This window comes from Rhodococcus sp. KBS0724 (genome assembly GCF_005938745.2).
Taxonomy (GTDB): Bacteria; Actinomycetota; Actinomycetes; order Mycobacteriales; family Mycobacteriaceae; genus Rhodococcus_F.
In genome coordinates, this window is record NZ_VCBX02000001.1 from 4031195 (window position 1) to 4055308 (window position 24114).

The 24114-nt window shown below is 63.6% G+C and carries 22 protein-coding genes and 1 riboswitch; of the genes, 8 read left to right on the forward strand and 14 right to left on the reverse strand.

The features are described from left to right. Window positions 1–97: 97 nt before the first annotated feature. The 4 genes from FFI94_RS18465 to FFI94_RS18480 are packed head-to-tail and all read left to right on the forward strand — an operon-like array spanning window position 98 to window position 3868. A complete protein-coding gene (locus tag FFI94_RS18465; protein ID WP_138869107.1) occupies window positions 98–694 on the forward strand; it encodes an N-acetyltransferase in 597 nt (198 codons plus the stop codon). Further along, entirely contained in the window at window positions 691–2280 is a 1590-nt protein-coding gene (locus FFI94_RS18470) for an NAD(P)/FAD-dependent oxidoreductase (RefSeq protein ID WP_138869108.1), read from the forward strand. Before FFI94_RS18465 ends, FFI94_RS18470 begins: the two co-directional genes overlap by 4 nt. Beyond that, window positions 2277–3101, forward strand: a complete 825-nt coding sequence (locus FFI94_RS18475; RefSeq protein WP_138869109.1) for a carotenoid biosynthesis protein — start codon at window positions 2277–2279, stop codon at window positions 3099–3101. Before FFI94_RS18470 ends, FFI94_RS18475 begins: the two co-directional genes overlap by 4 nt. Window positions 3102–3124: 23 nt before the next feature. Then, window positions 3125–3868: an LppM family (lipo)protein gene (locus tag FFI94_RS18480; protein ID WP_138869110.1), complete on the forward strand. Its 744-nt coding sequence runs from the start codon at window positions 3125–3127 to the stop codon at window positions 3866–3868. A 22-nt stretch (window positions 3869–3890) separates the two neighbouring features. Here the strand turns inward: FFI94_RS18480 and FFI94_RS18485 are convergent, their stop codons facing one another. Further along, a complete protein-coding gene (locus FFI94_RS18485; protein ID WP_138869111.1) occupies window positions 3891–4880 on the reverse strand; it encodes a methylenetetrahydrofolate reductase in 990 nt (329 codons plus the stop codon). Between the two features lie 181 nt (window positions 4881–5061). On the opposite strand from FFI94_RS18485, the gene FFI94_RS18490 reads away from it, so the two are divergent. Together FFI94_RS18490 and FFI94_RS18495 are read left to right on the forward strand one after the other, a co-directional pair. Continuing rightward, entirely contained in the window at window positions 5062–6165 is a 1104-nt protein-coding gene (locus tag FFI94_RS18490) for a polyprenyl synthetase family protein (RefSeq protein WP_397495571.1), read from the forward strand. A 257-nt stretch (window positions 6166–6422) separates the two neighbouring features. Further along, window positions 6423–7979, forward strand: a complete 1557-nt coding sequence (locus FFI94_RS18495; RefSeq protein WP_138869112.1) for an alpha-(1->6)-mannopyranosyltransferase A — start codon at window positions 6423–6425, stop codon at window positions 7977–7979. A gap of 81 nt (window positions 7980–8060) precedes the next feature. On the opposite strand, the gene FFI94_RS18500 is transcribed toward FFI94_RS18495, so the two are convergent. Next, on the reverse strand, window positions 8061–8429 hold the full coding sequence (locus FFI94_RS18500; RefSeq protein ID WP_138869113.1) for an Rv2175c family DNA-binding protein: 369 nt from the start codon (window positions 8427–8429) through the stop codon (window positions 8061–8063). Window positions 8430–8578: 149 nt separating this feature from the next. Here FFI94_RS18500 and FFI94_RS18505 point away from each other — a divergent pair, with 149 nt between their 5' ends. Then, entirely contained in the window at window positions 8579–10639 is a 2061-nt protein-coding gene (locus tag FFI94_RS18505; protein ID WP_185993427.1) for a Stk1 family PASTA domain-containing Ser/Thr kinase, read from the forward strand. 53 nt (window positions 10640–10692) lie between these two features. On the opposite strand, the gene FFI94_RS18510 is transcribed toward FFI94_RS18505, so the two are convergent. From FFI94_RS18510 to FFI94_RS18545, 8 genes are all read right to left on the reverse strand, one after another. Beyond that, window positions 10693–12078, reverse strand: a complete 1386-nt coding sequence (locus FFI94_RS18510; RefSeq protein WP_033231014.1) for a class II 3-deoxy-7-phosphoheptulonate synthase — start codon at window positions 12076–12078, stop codon at window positions 10693–10695. 90 nt (window positions 12079–12168) lie between these two features. Next, window positions 12169–12660: a polyadenylate-specific 3'-exoribonuclease AS gene (locus tag FFI94_RS18515; protein WP_138869115.1), complete on the reverse strand. Its 492-nt coding sequence runs from the start codon at window positions 12658–12660 to the stop codon at window positions 12169–12171. Window positions 12661–12726: 66 nt separating this feature from the next. After that, window positions 12727–13524 (reverse strand): 1-acyl-sn-glycerol-3-phosphate acyltransferase, encoded by a 798-nt coding sequence (locus FFI94_RS18520; protein WP_138869116.1) that lies wholly within the window; start codon window positions 13522–13524, stop codon window positions 12727–12729. 108 nt (window positions 13525–13632) lie between these two features. Beyond that, window positions 13633–14631, reverse strand: a complete 999-nt coding sequence (locus FFI94_RS18525; protein WP_138873273.1) for an ROK family glucokinase — start codon at window positions 14629–14631, stop codon at window positions 13633–13635. Window positions 14632–14701: 70 nt separating this feature from the next. Further along, the gene (locus tag FFI94_RS18530; protein WP_138869117.1) at window positions 14702–15106 is read right to left on the reverse strand and encodes a hypothetical protein; all 405 of its coding nucleotides are present in this window, start codon (window positions 15104–15106) and stop codon (window positions 14702–14704) included. Beyond that, a complete protein-coding gene (locus tag FFI94_RS18535) occupies window positions 15103–16392 on the reverse strand; it encodes an ArsA-related P-loop ATPase (protein WP_313905576.1) in 1290 nt (429 codons plus the stop codon). Before FFI94_RS18535 ends, FFI94_RS18530 begins: the two co-directional genes overlap by 4 nt. Further along, complete coding sequence (locus FFI94_RS18540; protein WP_138869119.1) at window positions 16359–16796, reverse strand: SRPBCC family protein; 438 nt, start codon at window positions 16794–16796, stop codon at window positions 16359–16361. Before FFI94_RS18540 ends, FFI94_RS18535 begins: the two co-directional genes overlap by 34 nt. Before the next feature lie 77 nt (window positions 16797–16873). After that, window positions 16874–17266, reverse strand: a complete 393-nt coding sequence (locus FFI94_RS18545; protein ID WP_138869120.1) for a polyketide cyclase / dehydrase and lipid transport — start codon at window positions 17264–17266, stop codon at window positions 16874–16876. Window positions 17267–17427: 161 nt separating this feature from the next. Between FFI94_RS18545 and FFI94_RS18550 the strand changes: the two genes are divergently transcribed. Further along, window positions 17428–19239 (forward strand): long-chain fatty acid--CoA ligase, encoded by a 1812-nt coding sequence (locus tag FFI94_RS18550; RefSeq protein WP_138869121.1) that lies wholly within the window; start codon window positions 17428–17430, stop codon window positions 19237–19239. 69 nt (window positions 19240–19308) lie between these two features. Here the strand turns inward: FFI94_RS18550 and FFI94_RS18555 are convergent, their stop codons facing one another. From FFI94_RS18555 to FFI94_RS18570, 4 genes are all read right to left on the reverse strand, one after another. Then, on the reverse strand, window positions 19309–20436 hold the full coding sequence (locus tag FFI94_RS18555; RefSeq protein ID WP_138869122.1) for a glycosyltransferase family 4 protein: 1128 nt from the start codon (window positions 20434–20436) through the stop codon (window positions 19309–19311). Between the two features lie 63 nt (window positions 20437–20499). Next, window positions 20500–21870: a hypothetical protein gene (locus tag FFI94_RS18560; RefSeq protein WP_260684197.1), complete on the reverse strand. Its 1371-nt coding sequence runs from the start codon at window positions 21868–21870 to the stop codon at window positions 20500–20502. 69 nt (window positions 21871–21939) lie between these two features. Next, the gene (locus tag FFI94_RS18565) at window positions 21940–22992 is read right to left on the reverse strand and encodes a C40 family peptidase (RefSeq protein ID WP_138869123.1); all 1053 of its coding nucleotides are present in this window, start codon (window positions 22990–22992) and stop codon (window positions 21940–21942) included. 307 nt (window positions 22993–23299) lie between these two features. Next, window positions 23300–23875 carry a C40 family peptidase gene (locus FFI94_RS18570; RefSeq protein ID WP_138869124.1) on the reverse strand — a complete coding sequence of 192 codons (576 nt, stop codon included), beginning with the start codon at window positions 23873–23875 and terminating at the stop codon, window positions 23300–23302. 14 nt (window positions 23876–23889) lie between these two features. Continuing rightward, a riboswitch (cyclic di-AMP (ydaO/yuaA leader) is annotated at window positions 23890–24067 on the reverse strand. Between the last annotated feature and the right edge of the window lie 47 nt (window positions 24068–24114).

Genomic DNA, 24114 nt, shown 5'->3' on the forward strand with positions numbered 1-24114 from the left:
TCCCCACCTCGGGTGTCATTTCCAGATCACCCTTATCGAACATCCGTTCGACCTATTCAATATAACTGCACCCACCGACAAGTAGTCAAGAGAAGAGGTGAGACCGGTCGACCCGCAGATCGCCTGGACTCCGCACACGGTCGACCTCGACCGCGAGGAATTCGCGAAACGACTACACGAGGCGCTGTCCGTGTATGTCACCGCGATGGACTATCCACGTGGCACCGAGTTCCACCGCGCGCCCATGTGGACGGAGCATTCGACCAGGCCGGGATGGAAAGCCGTCGGCGCATACGCCGGACAGGCGGACGCCGCTTCGCCCCTGATCGGAATCGCCTACGGCTATCGCGGAAGTTCGGATCAGTGGTGGCACCAGCAGGTACTGCACGGGCTACGCCGCAGCGGCAGACCGCACTCCGAGATCTCCGCCATTCTCGACGACTACTTCGAACTGACCGAGTTGCACGTCCATCCCAACGGCCAGGGGCATCGACTGGGCGAATCCCTGCTTCGACACCTCTTGCGTGACCGGACGGAGCGCTCCGTCCTCCTGTCCACACCCGAGGTGTACGACGAGGACAACCGCGCGTGGCGGCTGTACCGACGACTGGGGTTCCAGGACGTACTCAGGCGATTCCGCTTCGCGGGAGACAACAGACCATTTGCGGTACTCGGCCGGGGATTGCCGTTATGACACCCGTTCTCGACGCAGTGGTAGTCGGCGCAGGACACAACGCATTGGTTTCAGCGGCCTACCTCGCCCGCGAAGGCTGGTCGGTGCAGGTCCTCGAGAAGGACACCGTCCCCGGCGGTGCCGTCTCGACCGTCGAGCGATTCCCTGGACACAAAGTCGACCGTGGTTCGTCGGCGCACATCATGATTCGACATACCGGAATCATCGAAGAGCTCGGGCTCGCGGCCCACGGACTTCGGTACATCGATTGCGATCCCTGGGCGTACGCGCCACCGCCGGCCGGTTCCGATCGCCCGGGAATCGTTTTTCACCGCGACCTCGACGCCACCTGCCGATCGATCGAACACGCCTGTGGCGCACGTGATGCCGACGCCTACCGCAGGTTCGTGAACATCTGGTCGGAACGCAGCGCTCGGGTGATGCGCGCGTTCTCCGCCCCGCCCACCGGACCCAATCTGCTGTCGTCGTTCTGGGGCCTCGACACCGGGAGCGGCGGTAACGATCTCGCGCGACAGTTCCTCGCAACCGGCGACGCGCTCCTGGACGAATACTTCGACAGCGAACCGCTCAAAGCCGCGCTGGCATGGTTCGGAGCGCAATCGGGACCGCCGATGTCGGAGCCGGGTACCGCGCCGATGGTCGGATTTGCCGCGCTCATGCACATTCTTCCGCCGGGACGCGCCGTCGGTGGCAGTGGCGCACTCAGCGCCGCGCTCATCTCGAGGCTGACAACGGACGGAGCGAGGGTCAGCCTCGGCGACGCGGTGACGTCGCTGACTCGCGACGGCGATCACTGGACGGTGAGAACGGCCGGTGGACAACGGGTTCAGGCTCGCACCGTCATCGCCGGCTGTCACATCCTGACAACGCTGGATTTACTCGGCAACGGAGGCTTCGACGCAGCCGTCCTGGATCGGTGGCGCCGGAGAATCCGCGTCGGTCCGGGTATCGGCATGGTCCTGCGATTGGCTACGTCGTCGCTTCCGCGATACCCGTCGGCGTCGATGGCCGAGAGCACATCAGGCCTGCAACTACTGGTGTCCGATCGCGCGCACCTACGAACAGCTCACGGCGCAGCGCTCGGCGGCGAACTTCCCCCGCGCCCCGCGGTTCTCGGTATGAGTTTCAGTGGGATCGATCCGAGCATCGCTCCCCCGAACGAGCATCAAGTGACGTTGTGGTCGCAGTGGCAGCCGTATCGGTTGAGTGCAGATCGAGACTGGGCGTCGCTCGCGGAGTCCGAAGCCGATCGCGTTGTCGCCGAAATGGAGGCGTCGGCCCCCGGATTCACGGACAGCATCCGTCACCGGCACATCCAGACTCCGCGCGACATCGAGTCCGAGATGGGATTGATCGGCGGCAACGTCATGCACGTCGAGATGTCCCTGGATCAGATGATGATGTGGCGCCCTCTGCCCGAGTTGTCGGTGCACCGCGTGCCCGGCGCGGAGAGCCTGTACCTCACTGGCGCGTCGACGCACCCCGGCGGTGGCGTGTCCGGAGCGAGCGGTCGGAGCGCGGCGCGTATCGCGCTCTCCGACCGCCGCGGAAATTCGATCATCAGTCGGATACGTCGAAAGAAGTGAGACCTCAACGTGTTCCGCTGATTCTTGCGTTGGCGGCGCTCGGCGCTCAGATTGTGTATCCGTTGGTGGACGGCAGCGCTCGCGATGCCGTCACCGTCGCTGTGGTGGGGTTACTTGCCGCCGCGTCGATCAGCCACGCGGCGATCAACCGTGGCGCGGCCTGGACCGTCACCCTGATCGCGGTCACCGCGGGAGTCGGGCTGGCGTCGGAGATTGTGGGCACGGCCACCGGAATGCCGTACGGCTGTTACGAGTACAGCGTCGATCGGCTCGGGCCGGCATTGTCCGGTGTCCCGCTGATCGTGCCGTTCGCGTGGACTGCCGGCTTCTATCCGATCTGGTGTGTGGCCACTCGCCTGGTTCGACGATTCACACCGGCCTCGCGACGAGTCGGCCGCGTCGTGCTCACGGTCACGGGGTTGCTCGGCTGGGATCTGTATCTCGATCCGCAGATGGTGGCCGATCATCAGTGGACGTGGTGCGTCGACGACGCCGGACTTGCCGGCATCGCTCACATTCCCCTGACCAACTACGCGGGGTGGATCGTGGTCGGTCTGATCATGGCAACGATCATGGAAGTGATCGCGAGTCGATACGAAGAGCCGACGCACTCCGACGCCGTTCCCTACGGGCTGTTTCTGTGGACGTGGCTCGGTTCTGCCCTCGCACATGCGGTGTTCCTCAGTGCACCCGAGCTGCGCTACTCGGCAATGTACGGGTTTGTCGTGATGGGAATTCTCGGGGTCTGGCTACTGGCCACCTTCGCCGTCACTTTCGCCCGGTATCGGACTTCCTACGCCGACACACCCCCTCGTAGCTGACTACCGATGCAGCGGCTGGCACGATGACGACTGTGCAACAGTCCACGGATGACAACACGCGGCCGCGTCGTCGGAAGCAACTCCTTGCCACGGCAGCGCTCGCGCTGATGCTGGTGCCGCTACTCGCGGGCTGCCTACGGGTCCAGGTCTCGATGGGTGTCTCGGCCGATGATCGTGTGTCAGGACAGATCGTCGCGGCCGTGATTCCGGAGAACGAGGCCGATCCCGGGCCACAACTGGTAGCGCCCACATCGCTCGCGGAGAACATCCGAGTTCAGGAATACAAGAAAGACGGCTACGTCGGTTCACAGGTTTTCTTCTGGGATCTCAGCTTCGGCGACGTCTCGCAACTGGCTGCGATGACGGACGAAGGCGCCGGCTCCTTCCAACTCACCCTTCAGCGGAGCGGTGACACCGTCGCGCTGGACGGAAAGGCCGACCTCAAATCCCTGCCTGCCCAGGGATCCGACATCCAATTCAGTATTGCCTTCCCGGCACGCATCTCCACGACAAACGGCAACCGCGACGGCGACTCACGGGTCTCGTGGACGCTGCCGGCCGGCGAAGTATCCACCGTTCGCGCAGAAGTGAACTACGCCGATCCGAGCACCCGCAGTTTCGCGGGCTGGGCAGGCATCATGGCCGGCCTCACGCTCGGGGTCGCGATTATCGTCGGCGCGATGGCCTGGATGGTGCGCAATCGCGCACCCGTCTCGCCGGCACCGAAGAGTCCACAACCGACAAAGGCCGATACCCACTCACCGTAAGTTCCGCACTTGCGGTCGGGCGCTAGACGCTTGCCTGCGTATCGGTCGACACATCCGATGTCAGTCCCAGACGTTCCAGAACCTCGCTGGTGGCTCGGGCGAAGTTCAGCGTGATGAAGTGCAGGCACGGAGCGCCTTCGGCGATCAGGCGCTCGCCCATTTCGGTAGCGAGGTCGATCCCCAGCTCACGCACTGCTGCTCGGTTCTCCTGCGAGCCCGAACCGGCAGCGGCGTCGAACCGGCGCTCGAGGGCTGGCGGCAACGAAGACCCGGACAGTTCGAGCATGCGCCGCACCGATCGCAGTGAGGTGACCGGCATGATCTCCGGGATGATCGGCTTGGCGCCCTGCTCGGGGTCGAACGCGCTCACGCGATCACGCAGACGCAGGTAGTCGTCGACGTCGAAGAACATCTGCGTAATGGAGTATTCGGCTCCGGCGCGCAGCTTCGAGACGAGGTACTTCGTGTCGTGGGCCAGGTCAGGCGCTCGGTAGTGCCCTTCCGGGAACGATGCGACGCCGACATGGAAATCACCGAGGTCGCGGACCATCCGCACAAGCTCTTCGGCGTACTCGACGCCGTCCGGATGTTTCTTCCATTCGCCGAGAGGGTCACCCGGAGGATCGCCGCGCAGAACGAGGATGTTGCTGATCCCACGATCGGCATAGGCGCCGACCATGGATCGGAGCTCGTCGATGCTGTGCGACACCGCGGTGAGGTGTGCAACGGGTAGCAACGTGGTCTCTTCGGCCAGTTCTCCGGTTACCCGCACCGTGCGGTCGCGGGTAGAGCCGCCGGCGCCGTAGGTCATCGACACAAATGCCGGACCGAGCCTCTCGAATGTGCGCACGGCGCGCCACAGACGCGCCTCGGCTTCAGCGTCGCGCGGCGGTGAGAACTCGACCGAGAACGGAATCCGACTTCCTGTGGAAGATGTGATCCGATCGACGATCGATGGTGTTCGGCTGGCCCAGCCATCGCTGGAGCGTCCCCTGACTGCATCGAATGTCACGAGGTAAGCATATGTTTTGTCGCAGCAGAACGGGGCATCGCGTCCGTGAACACGTCCCGGATACCAGGATCGTGCAGTTCACGGCCCACACCGGACATCGGCAGGCACCCCACTAAGCTGGACTCTACGCTCACTGCCTGGCCCTGTTCGCCGGTATGAGAAGTTACCGACCTTGGAGGCCATCCTGTCCACTCGAACCGACGCCGCCTATCCGTCCTCGCTCGAGTTGCCGGCCTTGTTCGAACAGAACTTGCGTGACTTCTTTGCCTCGAGGCGCGAAGCAGTCGAGACCATCGGCGGCGGATACGAAAGCGCCGTCGACACTCTCGAGAGCTTTGTTCTGCGCGGCGGCAAGCGGGTGCGACCGGCGTTTGCGTGGACGGGATGGCTGGGCGCCGGCGGCGACCCCCACGGCGACGACGCCGCCGGTATCATGCGCGCCTGCACGGCGCTGGAACTGGTCCAGGCGTGCGCGCTGGTTCATGACGACATCATCGACGCTTCCACGACGCGCCGCGGATTCCCCACCGTGCACGTCGAGTTCGAGAACCTGCACCGCACTGGCAAGTGGAACGGCGACGGCGCCCACTTCGGGGAGGCGGTCGCAATTCTGCTCGGCGATCTGGCGCTCGCGTGGGCCGACGACATGATTCGCGAATCCGGCATCGACCCCGACGCCGCTCTCCGGATCAGCCCCGTGTGGTCGGCGATGCGCACCGAAGTGCTCGGTGGTCAGTTCCTCGACATCAGCAACGAAGCTCGCGGCGACGAGAGCGTCGAGGCAGCCATGCGCGTGAACCGCTTCAAGACTGCGGCATACACGATCGAGCGCCCCCTGCACCTGGGTGCGGCCCTCTTCGGAGCCGACGCGACGCTGATCGACGCGTACCGGAAATTCGGCACCGACATCGGCGTCGCATTCCAACTCCGCGACGACCTGCTCGGAGTGTTCGGCGATCCGTCGGTGACCGGCAAGCCGTCCGGCGACGACCTCCGCACCGGTAAGCGGACAACACTGTTCGCCGCCGCCCTGGCTCGCGCCGACGAGACCGATCCTGCTGCGGCGCAACAACTCCGAGCCGGAATCGGCGCGGAATTGACCGACACCGACGTCGATACACTGCGCACCCTGATCACCGATCTCGGCGCGGTGGACGATGCCGAAGCGCGCATCGCCGCGCTGGTCGAATCTGCGGCGGCCGCACTGGAATCGAGCAGCGCCACCCCGGAGGCCAAGACCCGGCTCAGCGAGATGGCCCTCGCAGCCACGTCGCGAACCTACTGACAGCAACGACGATTGATGAGTGATCCGTCACTGTTGGACGCCGAACGGGTCGTCGCCAACCCCGAATGTCGGAGTTCCGACCGCCTTTCCATCGAGACGACCAACCTCCGGATGCGTCACCGGCGCGCGCAAACGAGTCGACGGCAGGGTTCGGCCTCCGGAGCAACTAAACTATCCCCTCGTAACCGACTATTCGCCAGCAATTCACCACGTACGCGCTACCGCATCCGAACACCTCGGGGGAGGAAACTGCACTCATGACGCCCTCTGCCGCAGCCACCACACCAACGTGGCATCGCAGGGCCGCTGATTTCCTTCGCACACCCGAAGGACACAGCGCTCTACTCGGATTCCTCGGTGCCGCCATGATCATGTTCGGCGGCTTCGGCGCAGGTAGCGTCCGGCGTGAAGACCCGTTGCTCGAGTCGATGCATCTGTCCTGGCTCCGGTTCGGGCACGGTTCGATACTGTCGGCGGCGATCGTCTGGATCGGCGTGTTGTGCATGATCGGCGCCTGGGCACGACTGGGTCGCTCGACACTACGAGGCGACGTCGGACTGCGCGGGTTGCGATTCATCGTTCCACTGTGGACGTTCCCCCTGCTCTTCGCCGTTCCGATGTTCAGTCGTGACGCGTTCTCGTACCTCGCCCAGGGCGCCCTGCTGCGTGACGGATTCGACCCGTACGAAGTGGGTCCGGTAGTCAATCCCGGCATCCTGCTCGACAACGTCTCCAATGTCTGGACCACCACCACAACGCCGTACGGTCCGGTTCATCTGCTGCTGACCGATGCCATTGTCAGTCTGACCGGTGACAACGTCATCGCCGGCACGATGTTGCTGCGGATCACCATGCTGCCCGGCCTCGCATTGATGATGTGGGGTGTCCCCCATCTCGCGCGCAAACTCGGCGGAAACCCGGCGATTGCCCTGTGGCTCGCAGTCCTCAATCCCCTCGTCCTGATCCATCTGATCGGTGGCGTGCACAACGAGATGCTGATGGTCGGCCTGATGGTCGCCGGCATCGCGCTTGCCCTCGAACGCAAACACATGTTCGGCATCGGCCTGATCGCCTTTGCCGTAGCCATCAAGGCAACGGCCGGGTTGGCTCTGCCGTTCATCGTCTGGATCTGGATGATTCACGAGCGCGAGGACGCCGCAGCGCAGGGAACGGAAGCACCGAATCCGATCCGATCCTTCATCCGGACAGCCGGTAGCGGATTTGCGATGTTTGTTGTCGTGCTCGGTTCCACGTCGTTGATCGCCGGCGTCGGACTCGGCTGGACGACGGCACTCTCCGGCTCCAACAAGATCATCAACTGGCTGTCGTTGCCGACCCTCGTCGCCCACCTGTCCACCGTCGCGACATCATGGTTCGCCGGCAATCACTTCAACGACATACTCCAAGTCACCCGAGCCGTCAGCGCTGTCGTTCTCATCGGCATCATCGCCTTTGTCTGGTGGCGATTCCGTACCACCGAACGCGACGCCGTGATGGGCATCGTGATCGTCATGGTTGCCATCGTGATTCTCTCCCCGGCGGCACTCCCCTGGTACTACTCGTGGCCGTTGGCCATCGCTGCCGGCTTTGCGCTCTCCCCGACAACCCTGGCAATTCTGGTGGGCCTGTCCAGTTGGCTCATGCTGATCTTCCAGCCGGACGGATCGATCGGCATGTACTCGTTTCCGCACGTCGCATTGGCAACCTTCGCCTCCGTCATTGCGGCGATGTCGCTCCGAACGGAAGACCCACTACGCCTGCGCGGACACAGCCCGGAGAAAGTGCCGGCAGAAGCGACCTCGACGGCGCCATGAGTTCGGTTGCCGGCACGAGCCTGCGGGTCGCCGTACCGGCACCGGTCCGGTCGGCGACCTACGCCAGGGCCTGAATCAGACTCAGAAAGCCATTGCCTGCGCTCGGCGAATAACCTCACGGGCGAGGTGGCCGTGCAGAGCGTCGACGGGGCGTCCGGGGAGGGAATCGTCGGCCTGGAAAAGCCAGCGCAGCGACGCTACGTCGGAATATCCACCGTCGTGCAGAACTGCCAGCAAACCGGGAAGCCACTTCACGATCTGGCCGTCTTCGTCGAAGAATTCCTCGGGAACCCCGAGAACGCCGTTGCGCTTGACTGCAATGATCTTGCGATCGCGGAGCAACTGGTGCACTTTCGCGACCGGCAATCTGACGCTCTTCGCTACATCGGCCAACTGAAAAAGGGATACCGAGGAATCCAGGACATCATCACAATAAGGAATCGCGCTCACCACGGAAGTTTATCGGGTCGGCTTGTCGCCCAGCACGTGGGTGGAACTTTCCGTCGGCAGCGCTGGCTACGATGGACGAGGCGGATGCGACCACAGATTTTTACTGCACCACAGATTTTCACAACGGAGGTCAAGGGTTGATCGGCGAAATGCTCGAACGCCGCTATCGCGTGGATGCGCCCATCGCACGCGGCGGAATGTCGACTGTGTATCGAGGTCTCGATACCCGGTTGGATCGGCCTGTCGCTATCAAGGTCATGGATCCGCAGTTTGCCGCCGATCCCGCTTTTCTCACACGTTTCGAGTTCGAGGCGCGCGCCGTCGCACGCCTCAAGCACCCGGCCCTGGTTGCCGTGTACGACCAGGGCAGCGATCGCGGCCATGCCTTCCTCGTCATGGAGTTGGTCGACGGCGGCACCTTGCGTGAGTTGCTGCGTGAGCGTGGTCCGATGCCGCCGCACGCGGTTGCCGCCGTCGTCGGGCCGGTCCTCGACGCGTTGGCAGTTGCACACCGGGCCGGATTGGTGCACCGCGACGTCAAACCGGAGAACATCCTGATCTCCGATTCAGGCGAAGTGAAGATCGCCGATTTCGGCTTGGTGCGCGCTGCCGCTGCCGCGACGACAACGTCCAACAGCGTCATTCTCGGCACCGCCGCCTACCTCTCCCCCGAGCAAGTCACCTCCGGGGTGGCCGATCCTCGCAGCGACGTGTATTCCACCGGCGTCCTCATGTTCGAACTCCTCACCGGTACAACACCTTTCACCGGAGACACTTCACTCTCGATCGCGTACCAGAGAATTCACGACGACGTTCCGCCACCGGGTTCGCGAATCGCCGGCGTACCGGCGCAGTTCGACCGCCTTGTCACGCAGGCCACCAATCGTGAACCTGCACATCGGTTTACCGATGCAGGCGAAATGGCAGCCGCCCTGCGCATCGTGTGCGAACAACTCGAACTGCCTGCGTATCGCGTGCCTGCGCCGCGGCGATCCGCACAGCATCACAGTGCCGCCGCAGCACCGGCACCCCAGTCCCGCCCCGCAACACCCCGTCCCGCGGCCCCTGGTTCGCCGGCTACCACCGTTATCGGCGGCGCCGGTGCACCAATCGGCGGCGCCACCACAGCTTTTGCGGCCGGTGCACAAGCTCCGCCGACCACGGCTCTGGCTCCCCCGACAACAGCGCTGGCGCCGCATGCACCGCCGGACGGAATTCAGCACACCCGCGCAGTCACCGCGCAAACCGTCCGTCCGCCCGTCGCTGACACGGACGACGACTCGGCCGAGGTCGACGACGATGACCCACACGACCACTTTTCGCAGGCACGACGACGCTCTCGCCGAACCACCCTCATCTGGCTTCTTGTCATCGCATTGCTTGCGCTTACCCTGGGGTTCGGCGGTTGGTGGATGGGCTCGGGCAGATTCACCGCGGTCCCGCAGATCGGTGGCCTGAACAAGGATGCGGCAGTCACGGCGCTCGAGAATGCCGGACTGTCGTCGGAAGTGCGGGGAACATACTCGGACACCGAAGTTCTCGACACCGTGACCGGCACCGATCCCGAAGCCGGCTCGCGGATCTCGCGCGGTTCGAGTGTTGTGCTCTTCACTTCTCTCGGGCGTCCGACTGTGCCGCCGATACCAGCGGGCGGCGCCGTCGACGCCACCCGAGATCAGCTCACCGCGCGCACCCTCGTTGCCGTCGACGGCGGTGAGACGTTCAGTTCCAAGATCCCCATCGGTGGTGTCGCGGCTCTCGACCCGGCCCCGGGAACTACAGTGCCGGTTGGTTCTTCGGTCAAAGTTGTCACCTCCAAGGGATCACCGCCCGTTGACGTTCCCGACGTGAAAGGCATGTCGGAGAACGCCGCCCGCGCTGCCCTCGACAAGCTGGGCATCACCGTCAGCGAAACCCGATCTTCCTTCGACGACGGCGTCGACGGCGGAAAGGTCATCGGCACCGACCCTGCTGCGGGTTCGTCGGTCAACGCCGGAACGTCCGTTGCCCTTCTCGTGTCCAACTCCGTGAAGGTTCCCAACCTGCTGGGGCGTAGCGTCGCGTCGGCCCGCGAGGAACTGACCCGCCTCGGTCTCACGCTCACCGTTCGCCAGCTGACTCAGAACGACAGCTCGCTGATTGTCAGTCAGAGCGACAAGAACGATCGTGTGGAGAAGGGCTCCAACGTCACCGTTGTCGCGATTCCGTAAAACGCCCCCACCCGCGCGCGGCGAGTGAGGGCGTTCGATACAACTGGTAAGCGTCAGCCACGGAGCATTTCGGCGACGAGGAACGCAAGCTCCAGCGACTGCTGGGTATTCAGGCGGGGATCGCAGGCCGTCTCGTAACGACCCGACAGGTCGCCATCCGAAATATCCTGCGCACCACCGAGGCACTCGGTGACGTTCTCGCCGGTCAACTCGACGTGTATTCCACCCGGGTGGGTGCCCAGACCGTTGTGGACCTCGAAGAAGCCCTGTACCTCGTCGACGATGCGATCGAAGTGACGCGTCTTGTAACCGGTGGAGGCCTCGTGGGTGTTGCCGTGCATGGGATCGCACTGCCAGATGACCTGATGGCCGGTGGCCTGGACCTTCTCGATGATCGCGGGAAGGAGGTCACGGACCTTGCCGTTGCCCATCCGCGAGATCAACGTCAGGCGGCCGGGCTTGTTGGTCGGGTCGAGACGCTCGACGTATTCGACGGCCATCTCGGGAGTGGTCGTGGGCCCGATCTTGAGACCGATCGGGTTGGACACCAACTCTGCAAAGGCGATGTGGGCGCCGTCGAGCTGACGAGTGCGGTCGCCGATCCACAGGAAGTGAGCGGAGAGGTCGTAGAGCTTGGGGTGATCGCTGTCGTTGTCGAGACGCAGCATCGCACGCTCGTAGTCGAGGACCAATGCTTCGTGGCTCGCGAAGATCTGCGCCTGGTGCAGGCTCGGATCGGTGACACCGCAGGCGTTCATGAACTGCAGACCACGATCGATTTCCGACGCGAGCTGCTCGTAGCGGGCTCCTGCGGGAGAAGCTGCGACGAACTCGCGGTTCCAGTCGTGGACCTTGTGGAGATCGGCCATGCCTGCGCCGGTGAGCGCACGAACCAGGTTCATCGCGGCACTGGCATTTGCGTACGCCCGTACCAAACGTGACGGATCGTGTGCACGAACGGCCTCGTCCGCGACAATCGAGTTGACCATGTCGCCGCGGTAGGACTTGAGGCCCAGCGAGTCGATGTCGGCAGACCGAGGCTTGGCGTACTGACCTGCAATACGTGCGACCTTGACCACCGGCATGGACGACCCGTACGTCAAGACGACAGCCATCTGCAGCAGAGTGCGGATGTTGCCCTTGATGTGCGGCTCGGTGTTATCGGCAAACGTCTCGGCGCAGTCACCGCCCTGCAGCAGGAAGGCTTCGCCGCGTGCTACCTGAGCAAGGCGATCCGACAGTGCCTCGACTTCGCTTGCCACGGTGATCGGCGGCACGCTTTCGAGGACAGTGCGCATCGCGGCCGCCTGATCAGCGGGCCACGAAGGCTGCTGCGCGGCAGGTTTCGCAAGGGCCTCGTCGAGCTGCTGACGCAGTCCGGCGGGCAGCGGCGGAAGTTCGGGCAAGCGGTCGATCGGCACGTCGACAGTCCAGTTCACTAGTACAGGATATTCGCTTACCTACCCGCGCGTCACACAGGCTCTCGTTAGCGCCCGGCCTCGTCTCACCGAGTTCAGCGTCACAGCAGGTCAACGAAGTGATCGGACACGGGCAATCGCGTCGAACTTCACGAGGTTGTGCCGAGCATCGGCAAGTGCGTCGTGCGCGTCAGCAGGTGCCGGCGGCAACGCCGGACTGCCGTTGTCCTCCCAGAACTGGCGCAGCTCCCGTGTGTATCGCGGCAACGACTGCGGCAGCTCGGTCATGTCTCCCCACAGCTGACACAGCGCGACGTGGTCGTACGCCGCGACCCACGCCCACAGCTCGGGAACCACCATCGGCCGCGGAACGAAAAACTTCAGAAGGTCGTCACGAATCTTCTCGCGTGACTTCCAGAGCGGAGACGACGGCGCGGGAAGTTTCGGCAGAACGTTCTTGCGCACCCAACTTCCGGCCCGCGCCGGATCGAATTCCGTCGAGACGGCGTAGTACTCACGGCCGTCCTCGCAGACGACGCCGATGGACACGAGGTCGATGGTTCGGCCGTCCTCGATGAATTCACAGTCGTAGAAGTAGCGCACGGATCAAAACTATGCCGCACAGCCCGTCCCGAGAGCTAATGAGAGTACGGCGGTTGTGGGAAATCTCTAACTGGCGCGCGTGTCCGGGACGTGCGGCCCATCTGTCTGCTCGGTATCGGGGTCGGCAACAGCAGCAAGTGGGGCGGCAGGCTCGTCGGACTCGCCGGTCTGGGGCTCCTCGGCCTTGGCCGGCGTCGGGTTCTTGAGGCTGGCCGCATAGATGTCGACGTATTCCTGGCCTGACAGCTTCATCAGCTTGTACATGACCTCGTCGGTGACAGCCCGCTCCACGAAGCGGTTGCCGCCCATACCCTCGAAACGCGAGAAGTCGATCGGTTCCCCGACGATGACGGTGACCTTGGCCGGACGCCACATCCTCGAACCGATGGGGTTCATCTTGTCGGTGCCGACCATCGCCACGGGAATCACCTTGACACCGGATTCGAGTGCAAGACGAGCCATTCCGGTCTTGCCCTTGTACAGACGACCATCCGGCGAGCGGGTGCCCTCGGGATAGATACCGAGCAACTTGCCGGCGTCGAGGACTCGCAGACCGGCATTGAGTGCGTCCTGGGCTGCGTCCGCACCGGTGCGATCGATCGGAACCTGACCGACAGCGGTGAAGAACCACCGTTGGAACGCACCCTTGAGTCCGGTCCCGGTGAAGTACTCACTCTTCGCGAGGAACGTGATTCGACGGTTCGAGCGCAGCGGAAGATAGAACGAGTCCAGAACCGCTTGATGGTTGCTGGCGAGAATCGCCGCACCGTCAGTGGGAATGTTCTCGTGCCCCTTGATCGTCGGACGCCCGAGCAGCAGGAGAATCGGCCCCAACAACACATACTTGAAGAGCCAATACCACACGGCGTCCCTCCCATTCACAACCCGAATTGCCTTGTGCACGACCTTACTGCGCGCCGGTTAGCCTCGCTACACATGCCCCGACCGGGCCACGGTGATCACACGTGTGGCTCAGCGCCTGGCAGGCGAAATGATGCCTGGGACCACCGAACGTGCCAACGCTGCCGCCCCCACCATCCCCGCGGCCTCCCCCAACTGAGCTGTGCGAATTCGAGCGAGGGGTCGATACTTCGCACCCGTCAACAACGTTGCGTACTGCTCGCGGGCGTCATCGAGAAACAGCGGCGCCGAACTCGCGACGCCGCCGGCGATCACCACGACATCGGGGTCATACGCGTCCGCGACCATCGCCAGACCGACCGCCAGCCAATGCGTGAACTCCGCCATCGTCGCCAGCGCGAGCGGGTCACCGTCGTACGCGGCGTTGGCGATTCGACGCCCGGTCAACCCGCCTGGGTCAACGGCAACTTCTCTCGCCAGGACGGTGGACGCGGCCGGGTCTTCGGCCAGCAGTTCAATTGCTGTGTCTACCAACGCAGTTCCGCTGCAATATCGCTCCCAGCAACCGCGTTTGCCACACGCACACGGTCGGCCGTCCGGCACGACCTGGACGTGACCGAATTCCGGTGCAACCCCGTAACTCCCCCGGTACAGTTCACCGCCGATCAGCAACGCCCCACCGATACCTGTTCCGATCGCCACCGTGACGACGTTCCGGCCACCGGCCGCGGCACCGAATCGATACTCCGCGTATGCCGCCGCATTGGCATCGTGTTCCAGGACCACCGGTAACCCCAGCCGTGCGCTCAGGTCCTTGCCGACCGGCGCATTCACCCACGGCAGGTGCGGAGCAAAAAGCACGACCCCGTGATCCGAGGTGACAAATCCGGCGACAGCTAAACCCACCGCGGCGACGTCGTGCCTGCTGACCAGTTCACGCACCACTCGATCCAGCGCATCCTCGAGCGACCGCGCGGACTGGGGCGTCGGAGCCTGCGTCGTATCAAGTACCTGGCCGTCGACGTCGACCACCGAAGCCCGGATACTGGTGCCGCCCACATCTATTCCGACGGTCAGGACGTCGGCATGTACGTTGCGCTTGGTGATCATCCGGTCCACACTCCAGAGTCGGTACGCGTTCTTGACGATTGTGCCCACGAACGGCACCGAAGTACCAGCTTTACCGCTTGACGGTCACGGTGATCGGAACGAAGGACGACGGGCGAGACTTCGCCGGTGCGGTACCGTCCGGCGTCGGCACGCCACCGTCAGGACCACTGCCCGGTTTACCCTGTCCGCCGAAAAACTCGTCCAACAGCTCACGCAGCAACGCCAGGATAACGGCCACATGCCCGGCGAGCACTGCAAGTAACTCGTGATGCTCGCCCCGCATCAAGGCAGCAAGAGCGCACACCGGGCACCAACTGCAGCCGCTGAATGCCGGCAATTCTTCCGAGGATTCGACATCAGCCGATACGTTCGTGCGTCCCTCCGCCATCTGTGCCACGATCGGCTCGATTCGGGACAGGACGGTTTCGGCCAACACCCGAAACTCGGCGAGGAGCTTGGTGTGATCGTCGTTCATGCAGGCCACACCGCAGGATCCGGTGCAAAACGAACGATCAGATAGGCGCCGTCGAGTTCGGCACCGGTCACGACGCATCGCCGCAACACCGACGCAAGTCTCACTCTCCGTCGCACCCCGTCCGCTCCCACCAGCACATCGTCCTCCACCCGGCCCAACGTCAACGACGATGGATCGACGAGCGGCAAATACATCCGCATCGCGTAGACCGACTCCAACCCCGTCCCCGATTCCAGCGACACCGCTATCGGGTCGAGATGGCGGTGCGACTGCGCGGCGGCCCCGTCGCCCCGTGCAACGGCAGGATCGCCCAGTGCAACGGCAGGATCGCCCAGCGCAACTGCAATGTCGCCCAGGGCCGCCAACCCTACCGGTTCGGTGCCGACATGTTCGACAACCGTGACGGCAATCCCATCCGCTGCGTCGCGAACCGCTTCCAGCACCGACAGTTGCGCCACGCGCAGATTCGACAGCCAGCGCGAGCCCTCATCGGAGGTTTCCTGCGAAACAAACTGCGGAACAACACTATTGACGATTATCCGCACAACCGGAAGGGCCGAGAGTGCAAGACCGGACAATGTGCGCCGCATCGCCAGCGCCGCGGATTCCTGCGCCGACGTCACGAGATGTACCTCGGTGTGCGCAGAGTCGGCGAGAAACGCCGAGATCTCGTCGACCGATGAGACGATGCGCTCGATCACGGACACCAGCAGCATCAACCGCACGTCGGTCGCCGCCACCGCGGCAAGCCGTCGGTGGCGCGGCCACAGCCGCTCGAGGTACTCGGACACCATCGCGGGAGCGCCGAGAATCCGCAACGCCTCCGGCGACGACGGGCAATCCACGACCACGACGTCGTAGTCGCCGCTCGATGCCATCCGAACCACCTCGGCAAGCGCCAGAATGTCCGCGATGCCGAGCGAACCCGTCAGTTCCTCAGGCTCCAAAGTCTGGAGCGACGCACCGTGCTCGTGGGAGCCTGCGGCATCGAGTAGCGCTGACACACCACGGAACTTGTCTTCGACAAGCGTCAGCGTGTCGAGCTGCCAGACATCCACCTGTTCGAACAGTGGAGTCACTACGAGCGGAACCGGAATCGCCAGCACATCCGCGAGCGAATGAAGCCGATCGATCGACATCAGCAGAACCTTGGAACCGGCGCTCGCCGCCGACAGCGCCGCGGCGGACGCCAGCGTCGTCGTTCCACTGCCGCCCTTGCCGATGAAGAGTTGAAGACGGGCCCGCGCGGCGTTCAGCCCTCGACTCGTTTCTTCAGTTCCTTCAATGCCGTGTCCGTGATGATCTTCTCGGCCTTGCGTTTGAACAACCCGATCATCGGGATGGTCAGGTCGACCGTCAGCTCGTAGGTAACCGACGTGCTACCGCCCGGCTCGGAACGCAAAGTGTACGAACCGGATTGGGACTTCTGAATTTCCCCGCTCACCAGTTTCCAGCTCACCGACATGCCGTCGGGCGCCCACGTGTACGCCAGCTCGTACTTGTCTTTCACAACCCCGGCATCGAGGACGAACCGCACTCGATTCGCGCGACCGTTGCTGCCCACGTCCAGAACCTCGACGGACTTGGCCGCCGCAACCCACGCGGGGTACTCCTCGAAATCGGCGATCACGGCCATGACAGCGTCAGGCTGAGCGTCGATGCTGATCAACCCCTTGGTTTTCTCGGCCATCCGACTACTCTTCCTTCCCTCGAGACTTCGTGGTCCCCGCAATTCTCCCCGAACGCGGGCGTAAAACTGTTACCGCGTCACACAGATCCCGGAGCCACACCCGCCGGGCGACCCGCTTCCAGCTCACGCTTGAGTTCGAAAGACATGACCTTGCCGTCGACGCGCCGTGCACGGTTCATCGCGGCCAGGTCGAGATCGGCCAGGCCGGACGGCGACACACCCACTGGTTCCGCGTGCAGGAAATAGTGAACGATGGCGCCGTCCATGACTGGTTCCAGCCACACCTCCATGGTGCCGACAAGGCTGCCGGACACACCCCACCGAAAGCCTGCGGGACCGCGGTCCTCACGCACCTCGAGCTGGAGATCTCGCCACCATCGGCGCCACTGCGCGCGCGAAGACAACAGTTCGGCGACACGCTCGGGCGGTGCCGCGATGAAAGTCTGGTCTGCGACCTGAATGCTGCTCACGACAGTTAGCTTCACATATCGCGTCGACGAGTGAGCGCACGGTGTCACACCACTGCAAAACGGACAGACTGTAAGCCGGGCCACAACTATGCCGGACGTGCGACTACAGTGAATAGAGTCAAACCCTACTCGTCAGTATTTCGCAGTGTCGGAGGTATTTCGTGCCTGAATACAGCGCACCCCAGACGTTCACGATTCCCGAGGATGCCTCTGCGGTCGACTCGGTGTTCGCATTTGCGAAGACGAAGCCTGCGGCCGTCGTCTACAAGCGCAAAGTCGGCTCTGCGTGGGTCGACGTCACTGCCGGCGAGTTCGCCGCCCAGGTAACCGCAGTTGCCAAAGGCTTGATCGCGATCGGCGTCAAGCAGGGCGATCGCGTCGCGCTGATGTCCGCGACCCGCTACGAGTGGCCGCTGATCGACTACGCGATCTGGGCTGCAGGCGGCGTGACGGTTCCGATCTACGAAACATCCGCCGCCGAGCAGGTGCGCTGGATCCTCGAAGATTCCGACGCCATCGACCTCGTTGTCGAGAACGACATCCACGCAGCCACGGTCAAGGACGTCGCAGAAGCCTCGCCGGCGCTGCGCACCGTGTACCGGATCGAGGCTCCCGCCGGCGGACGCGGCGCAGTCGAAGAGCTGTCTGCCCTGGGCGCCGACATCTCCGACGACGAGGTTCAGACGCGCATCAACGCTCTGAAGGCCTCCGATCCCGCAACTCTGATCTACACCTCCGGCACCACCGGCCGCCCCAAGGGTTGCCAACTGACGCACTCCAACCTCATTGCTGAGTCGAAGGGAATCCTGGACTCCAACCTCGGTGATCTGCTCAAGACGCCGGGGGTGCGCACGCTGATGTTCCTGCCCCTGGCCCATGTCTTGGCGCGCGCGGTCAGCATCGCCTCGTTCGACGCCGGCGCCACACTCGGACACACCAGCGACATCCCGAACCTCGTCCCCACCTTCGGCGAGTTCAAGCCCGACTTCATCCTGTCGGTACCGCGCGTGTTCGAGAAGGTCTACAACAGCGCCCGCGCAAAGGCCCACGGCGAGGGCAAGGGCAAGATCTTCGACGCGGCCGCGGAAACGGCGATCGCATGGAGCGAGGCCCAGGACAAGGGCGGCGCCGGCATCGTCCTCAAGGCCAAGCACGCGTTGTTCGACAAACTCGTCTACTCCAAGCTGCGGGCAGCCCTCGGCGGACAGTGCCAACTCGCCATTTCCGGCGGCGCCCCGCTCGGTGCCCGCCTCGGTCACTTCTTCCGCGGCATCGGTGTCACGATCTACGAGGGCTACGGTCTCACGGAAACCACCGCTGCATTTGCCGTCAACACCATCGGCTCCCAGAAGGTCGGAACCGTCGGAAAACCGTTGGCCGGCAACTCTGTTCGCATCGCCGACGACGGTGAGATCCTCCTCTCCGGACCCGTGGTCTTCACCGGATACTGGCGAAACGAGAAGGCAACCGCAGAGTCGATCGAGAACGGCTGGTTCCACACCGGCGACCTGGGAACCGTCGACGCGGACGGGTTCATCACGATCACCGGACGCAAGAAGGAAATCATCGTCACGGCAGGCGGAAAGAACGTCTCCCCCGCCCAACTCGAAGACTCACTGCGCGCGCATCCGCTCATCAGCCAGGCAATCGTGGTGGGCGATCAGAAGCCGTTCATCGGCGCACTGATCACCATCGACGCCGAAGCTCTACCGGCCTGGAACGAGCGCAACAACAAGGCAGCCGGCACCACAGCAGCCGATCTGGTCAGCGACGGCGAACTGGTCGGCGAGATCCAGGACGCGATCGACGAGGCCAACAAGCTGGTTTCGCATGCCGAGGCAATCAAGAAATTCAAGATCCTGCCGGTCGACTTCTCCGAGGACACAGGCGAACTCACCCCGACGATGAAGCTCAAGCGCAATGTCGTGCACACCAGCTTCGCCGCGGAGATCGAGATGATCTACGCGAAGTAGCACCCTCGCACTAGTCGCTGTGGCCGCCACACTTTTCCAAGGTGTGGCGGCCACAGCGGTTCGAGAGTCTCAGCCGAGCAGTGCCTGCAACTTCGACGCGAGCGTGTCCCACTTCCAGTCGCTTGCCACCCAGTCCCGACCGGCAGCGCCCATTGCGGCAGCCCGATCACGGTCTGACAGGATCTCGATCACCGACGCAGCAACGTCGGCAACCGACGTACCGTCGACGACCAGCCCGGTCTTGTTCTGCTGCACCGTTTCCGGGGCGCCGCCACTGCGACCGGCGATGACGGGAACACCCGTCGCCGACGCTTCCAGATACACGATCCCGAGACCTTCGACGTCGAGTCCCGCTCCGCGGGTGCGACAGGGCATCGCAAAAACATCCGCGATGGTGTGGTGGGCAGCCAATTCCGCTGCAGGCACTGTGCCGGTGAATACGACGTGATCGTCCATCCCAGTCTTGTGGGCGAGTTCACGTAGCTTCTCGTCGTACGGCCCACCCCCGACTATGACAAGTACAGCGCCGTCGATGCTCGCGCGAATAGTCGGCATCGCTTTGATCAACATGTCCTGGCCCTTGCGCGGCACCAGCCGCGAGAGGCAGAGAATTGTCGGGCGCTCCCCCAGACCGTACCGCGTCCGCAGTTCTGCGCGAGCGGCCGAATCAGGGTGGAAGACAGACGTATCCACTCCTGACGGCAGATGCTCCAGCGCGGCCTGCGGCCCGAAGGCCGCCGCGAAACGTCCTCGCGTGTACTTGCTGACAAAAGTAACCGTGTCGGTGTTTTCACCGATTGTCCGCAACGACTGCCGTGCACCCGGAATCATCGACCAACCCACTTCGTGACCGTGAGTGCTCGCGATCACCCGCGACGCGCCAGCCCGGCGGACCACAGGCGCCAACAGCGCAAGGGGCGCCGCCGCCCCGAACCACACGGACTCGCAATCATGTTTCTTGACCAGTTTCGCGGCACGTCTGGCGACAAACGGAGTCGGAAGCATCAATGTCGTGGGATGCCTGACTACCTCGAAAGGTTGAGCGGCATCGAACTTCTTGTGCGAATCACCGCGCCACCGCGGCGCGTAGACAACCAACTTGTCAGCCGGAAGGTGCTTCGCGAACGTGTGTAGATACGACTGGATCCCGCCCGGTCGGGGCGGAAAATCATTGGTCACCAAAAGGGTCCGGCGCATTGGTCCACCGTAAGGCACGGGCGAGTGAGCTCACGCTGCGGTGCAGCCTTTCGGTGCAGCCTTTCAACCCAGTGTGCGGTGCAGCCAATCGACCCAGCCGTCGCGCAGGTCGTCGATGCTCACGCCGAGTACGTCGACGATGTGCTGGTTGATCTCCTCCGGTGTCGACGGACCTACGGACAGCGAGCGGAACAGTTCCGTCAGTTTGGTTTCGCCGAATCGATCAGCCACATAGGCGTTGATCGACCACGCCGATTCGTACGCAAGGGAACTCACGACCGGCACACCCCCGAACTGTGAATCCTCGGGAAACCCGGAGGGCACGTCACCGGAACGGACCGCGGCTGCAAGGGTCGGCGCAATTTCCCGCGCAGCCCGACCGGAATTACGGTTGCCGGCATACTCCGCATACCCTTCGAGCACCCACATGGGTGATCCGTCCCGGGTCTGGGATCGCGCCGCGATATGCATCATCTCGTGGCGAAGCACCGCCTGCCGCGTCGTCGGAGTCAGGCGCGACGCAGCGGCGGGTGAGAATATGATGCGCTGCCCACTTACGTCACGGGAACCGTCGCGCACCGTATCCGCCACCGACACAGCTGCAATGGACGATCCGTCGTGCTGCGAACCGACCATCGCCGTGAATTCCTCGGGTGAACCGGCGACCATCACGACGGCACGCTCGGACCAGCCATCGCCCCACAATTGCGTCGTATTCTTCACAGCCCCGTCGAGATCCGCGGCCAACGCATCGACAAATGCCTGCTGGCCGGGATGTCCGACGACTATCGAATCTTCCGCCGCGTTGGTCGCGACCGCGAGTGGGCCGAAATCCCATGGACCGTGCCACGAGTCGACGCTCAATTCCGAACCGGTCGAGGCAGAACCCAGCACGTCGACAATCGAACCATCCGCGAACACGAACCACGCGCCGTCACGCTCTGCAAACGTCATCAACACGGACTTGCGCGTCGGCGCGGTGTCCACGCCGTCGAGTGCATAGCGCAAAATCACCTGAGCGCCCCACAACGTGACGCCGTCGGGCGATCCGGTGCGGGAAGCCTCGACAAGAGTTCCCGGCGAAACCTCGTACGCCCAGTCCGAAAAACTCAGTGCACCAGCGGCTGTGGAGCGCCGTATCTCTGCGTCGAGCAATCCCGGAGTGGCAGCAGCGTCCACGAACTGTGCCAACGACGTCGGATCGTCGGACATCTGGGCGCGTGCCCACGAATCGAGAAGAGCCTGGACCTCGCTGACGCGCGCGACATCGGCTTCTGCAGCAGAGCGCTCGGACGAGCCTTGGGAGTCGGTCAGAACAACGGTCAATCCGAGAATCACCACGACGGCACACCCCAGCGCGATGAGAGCTGGATACTCCCAACGGCGTTTGCGGTTCGTCCCGGCTTCGGGGGACGTCATGGGGTCACTCGACACGATGCCGAGTGTAGGAGACGGCGTGGACCCCCAGTCGCAGCGGCCGAGCCACTTGCGAGGATGCGCTGGTCAGTAACGGCGAGCAGTCGAGAACGGCATGCCTGCCATCGACTCCACCTTCACCGGCACGCCGAACGTCGACGCGTGAAGGATGTTGCCGTCGCCGGCGTAGATACCGACGTGCGAATTGTCGCTGTAGAAAGTGACGATGTCGCCGGGCTGCAATTGGTCACGCGATATCGGTGTGCCCCCGGCTGCCTGCGCTTGGCTGGACCGCGGCAGAGTCTTACCGATCTGCTTGTACGACCACACGACAAGACCGGAACAATCGAACTCGTTCGGTCCGGTAGCTCCCCAGACGTACGGATCACCGATGCGGGTCAAACCGGCCTGCAATGCCGCGGTGCCCGACCCGGGAGTCAAGTTAGCCAGGATTTTGCTGGCGTCGACGCCATCGGGAAAGGTCGACCCACTCAACTGCACACGTTCGGCATCGGTCAGATCGTCGAACGCCTTGGTCACCTCGGCAACCTGAGCCTGAAGTTCACTCTGCTTGCGCTGCAGATCATCACTGAGCGCCTTCGCCTGATCGGCCGCAACTCGAGCCGCGTCCGCGGACTGCTGCGACGAGTCCGCCGCCTGGCGAGCGTCGAGCGTCGCTTCGTTGAACTGGCGGACCTGCACCGCCGCGTCGTTGGAGATGACATCGAGTGCCGACATCTGATCGAGCAACTGCTGCGGTGAATCGCTGACCATCAAGGCAAAGAGCCGATTGGTCCGCGCGCCCTGATAATTTGCCGTCGCAATACGGTTCACAGCGGGCGCTACCTCGGCAACCTTCGCCTTTGCGGCGTCGTACCGTCCCCGATCCTCGGCAAGTCGAGCTTCGGCGTCGAGCTGCACGGACGTCTTGGCGTCTAGGTCGATCTGCGCGTTGTGCAAAGCCTCGTTGGTCTGCTCGGACACTCGGGCGAGTTCACCGAGCTTCTCGAGCGCCTCGGTGGGATTCGTGATCGCCGGGTCTGCAGTGGCGGGCATCGAGGGCAATGCAACAAGCCCGATGGCCAGCGCACCGACCGTCAGTGCGATGCGAACTCGGCTGTACTTACTCGATGAAACCACGGAACGCGACTCTCCGTCTCATGTCTTGTGATGCCTGCTGGTGATACCTGCCGGAGCGGGTCGGAATCTGTTAGCCAGATGTCAACTACACACACTACCTGTCCGCGGCGCCTAATGTCTCGATCAGGTTACGGAATGGCATACGTTTGTGTCTACTCGCCAGTAGCGATAACAGTGCGAAGCCTCCGGAAAAACAAAAGTGGGCCTCGAATCAGCTGATTCGAGGCCCACATCTGCTCAGAATGGAACTGCCACTTTTCCAGTGGATCAGGTCGACCTTCACAGGGACCCGATCGGTGACACCGGATCAGAAGCGGCGAGCACCGTCGTACGGCATGGACGACACGGGTGCCAGCTTCACGGGCTGACCGGCGGTCGAAGCGTGGATGACATTTCCGTTGCCCGCGTAGATGCCCGAGTGCGATCCACCGTAGAAGGAGATGACGTCACCGACACGGAGATCGGACTGCGCGACTGCGACACCGGCAGCGGCCTGGTCGTAGCTCGTGCGGGGGATGTTGAGGCCGGCCTGCTTGTAGGCCCACTGGATCAGACCGGAGCAGTCGAACGCGTCCGGGCCTGCCGCGCCGTACACGTACGGGGCGCCCAGCTTGCTCTCTGCGGCGCGAACAGCCTGCTCACCAAGGGTGGAGATGGGAGCGACGGGGGCGGCCTGCGCAATCGGCGCAAACGCGGGGTTGTCCGTGACACCGGGGATCACGGGAAGTTCGGGGATCGAGACGCCCGGGATGTCGAACGTACCGACACCGGGGATGGTGATGGGGTCTGCCGAGGCAGGTGCAGCGGTGGTAGCAAAGGCTCCGGCTGCAAGTGCGCCGGCGACAACCAGTGTTGCCGAACGCTTCAAACTTTGTGACGCCACTTAAATGGTGCTCCATTTCTTCCATCGTCCGCCGACCGAGTTAGCTGACGGGTTCGGGCTGGGAAGATCAGCCCTACCCGCGTGGTCCGTAGCGATGACGCTTTGCTACACCCCAGGCGGGATTCACCCCAGTGAAACTTGGGTTCCCGGTTCGGGTTCCTCGCGGAGATCCCGATTAGGCGGTTCCTGACGAAGCCGGTCCTGTGTGGCCCGGCAAGACTTCGTTAGGTCTCAGGAAG

Coding starts and splice junctions, on each gene's coding strand:
- FFI94_RS18555 (WP_138869122.1), bottom strand. CDS start 20,436: ATGCGCCGGACCCTTTTGGTGACCAATGATTTTCCGCCCCGACCGGGC.
- FFI94_RS18495 (WP_138869112.1), top strand. CDS start 6,423: ATGACGCCCTCTGCCGCAGCCACCACACCAACGTGGCATCGCAGGGCC.
- FFI94_RS18540 (WP_138869119.1), bottom strand. CDS start 16,796: ATGGCCGAGAAAACCAAGGGGTTGATCAGCATCGACGCTCAGCCTGAC.
- FFI94_RS18525 (WP_138873273.1), bottom strand. CDS start 14,631: ATGATCACCAAGCGCAACGTACATGCCGACGTCCTGACCGTCGGAATA.
- FFI94_RS18480 (WP_138869110.1), top strand. CDS start 3,125: ATGACGACTGTGCAACAGTCCACGGATGACAACACGCGGCCGCGTCGT.
- FFI94_RS18470 (WP_138869108.1), top strand. CDS start 691: ATGACACCCGTTCTCGACGCAGTGGTAGTCGGCGCAGGACACAACGCA.
- FFI94_RS18505 (WP_185993427.1), top strand. CDS start 8,579: ATGCTCGAACGCCGCTATCGCGTGGATGCGCCCATCGCACGCGGCGGA.
- FFI94_RS18530 (WP_138869117.1), bottom strand. CDS start 15,106: ATGAACGACGATCACACCAAGCTCCTCGCCGAGTTTCGGGTGTTGGCC.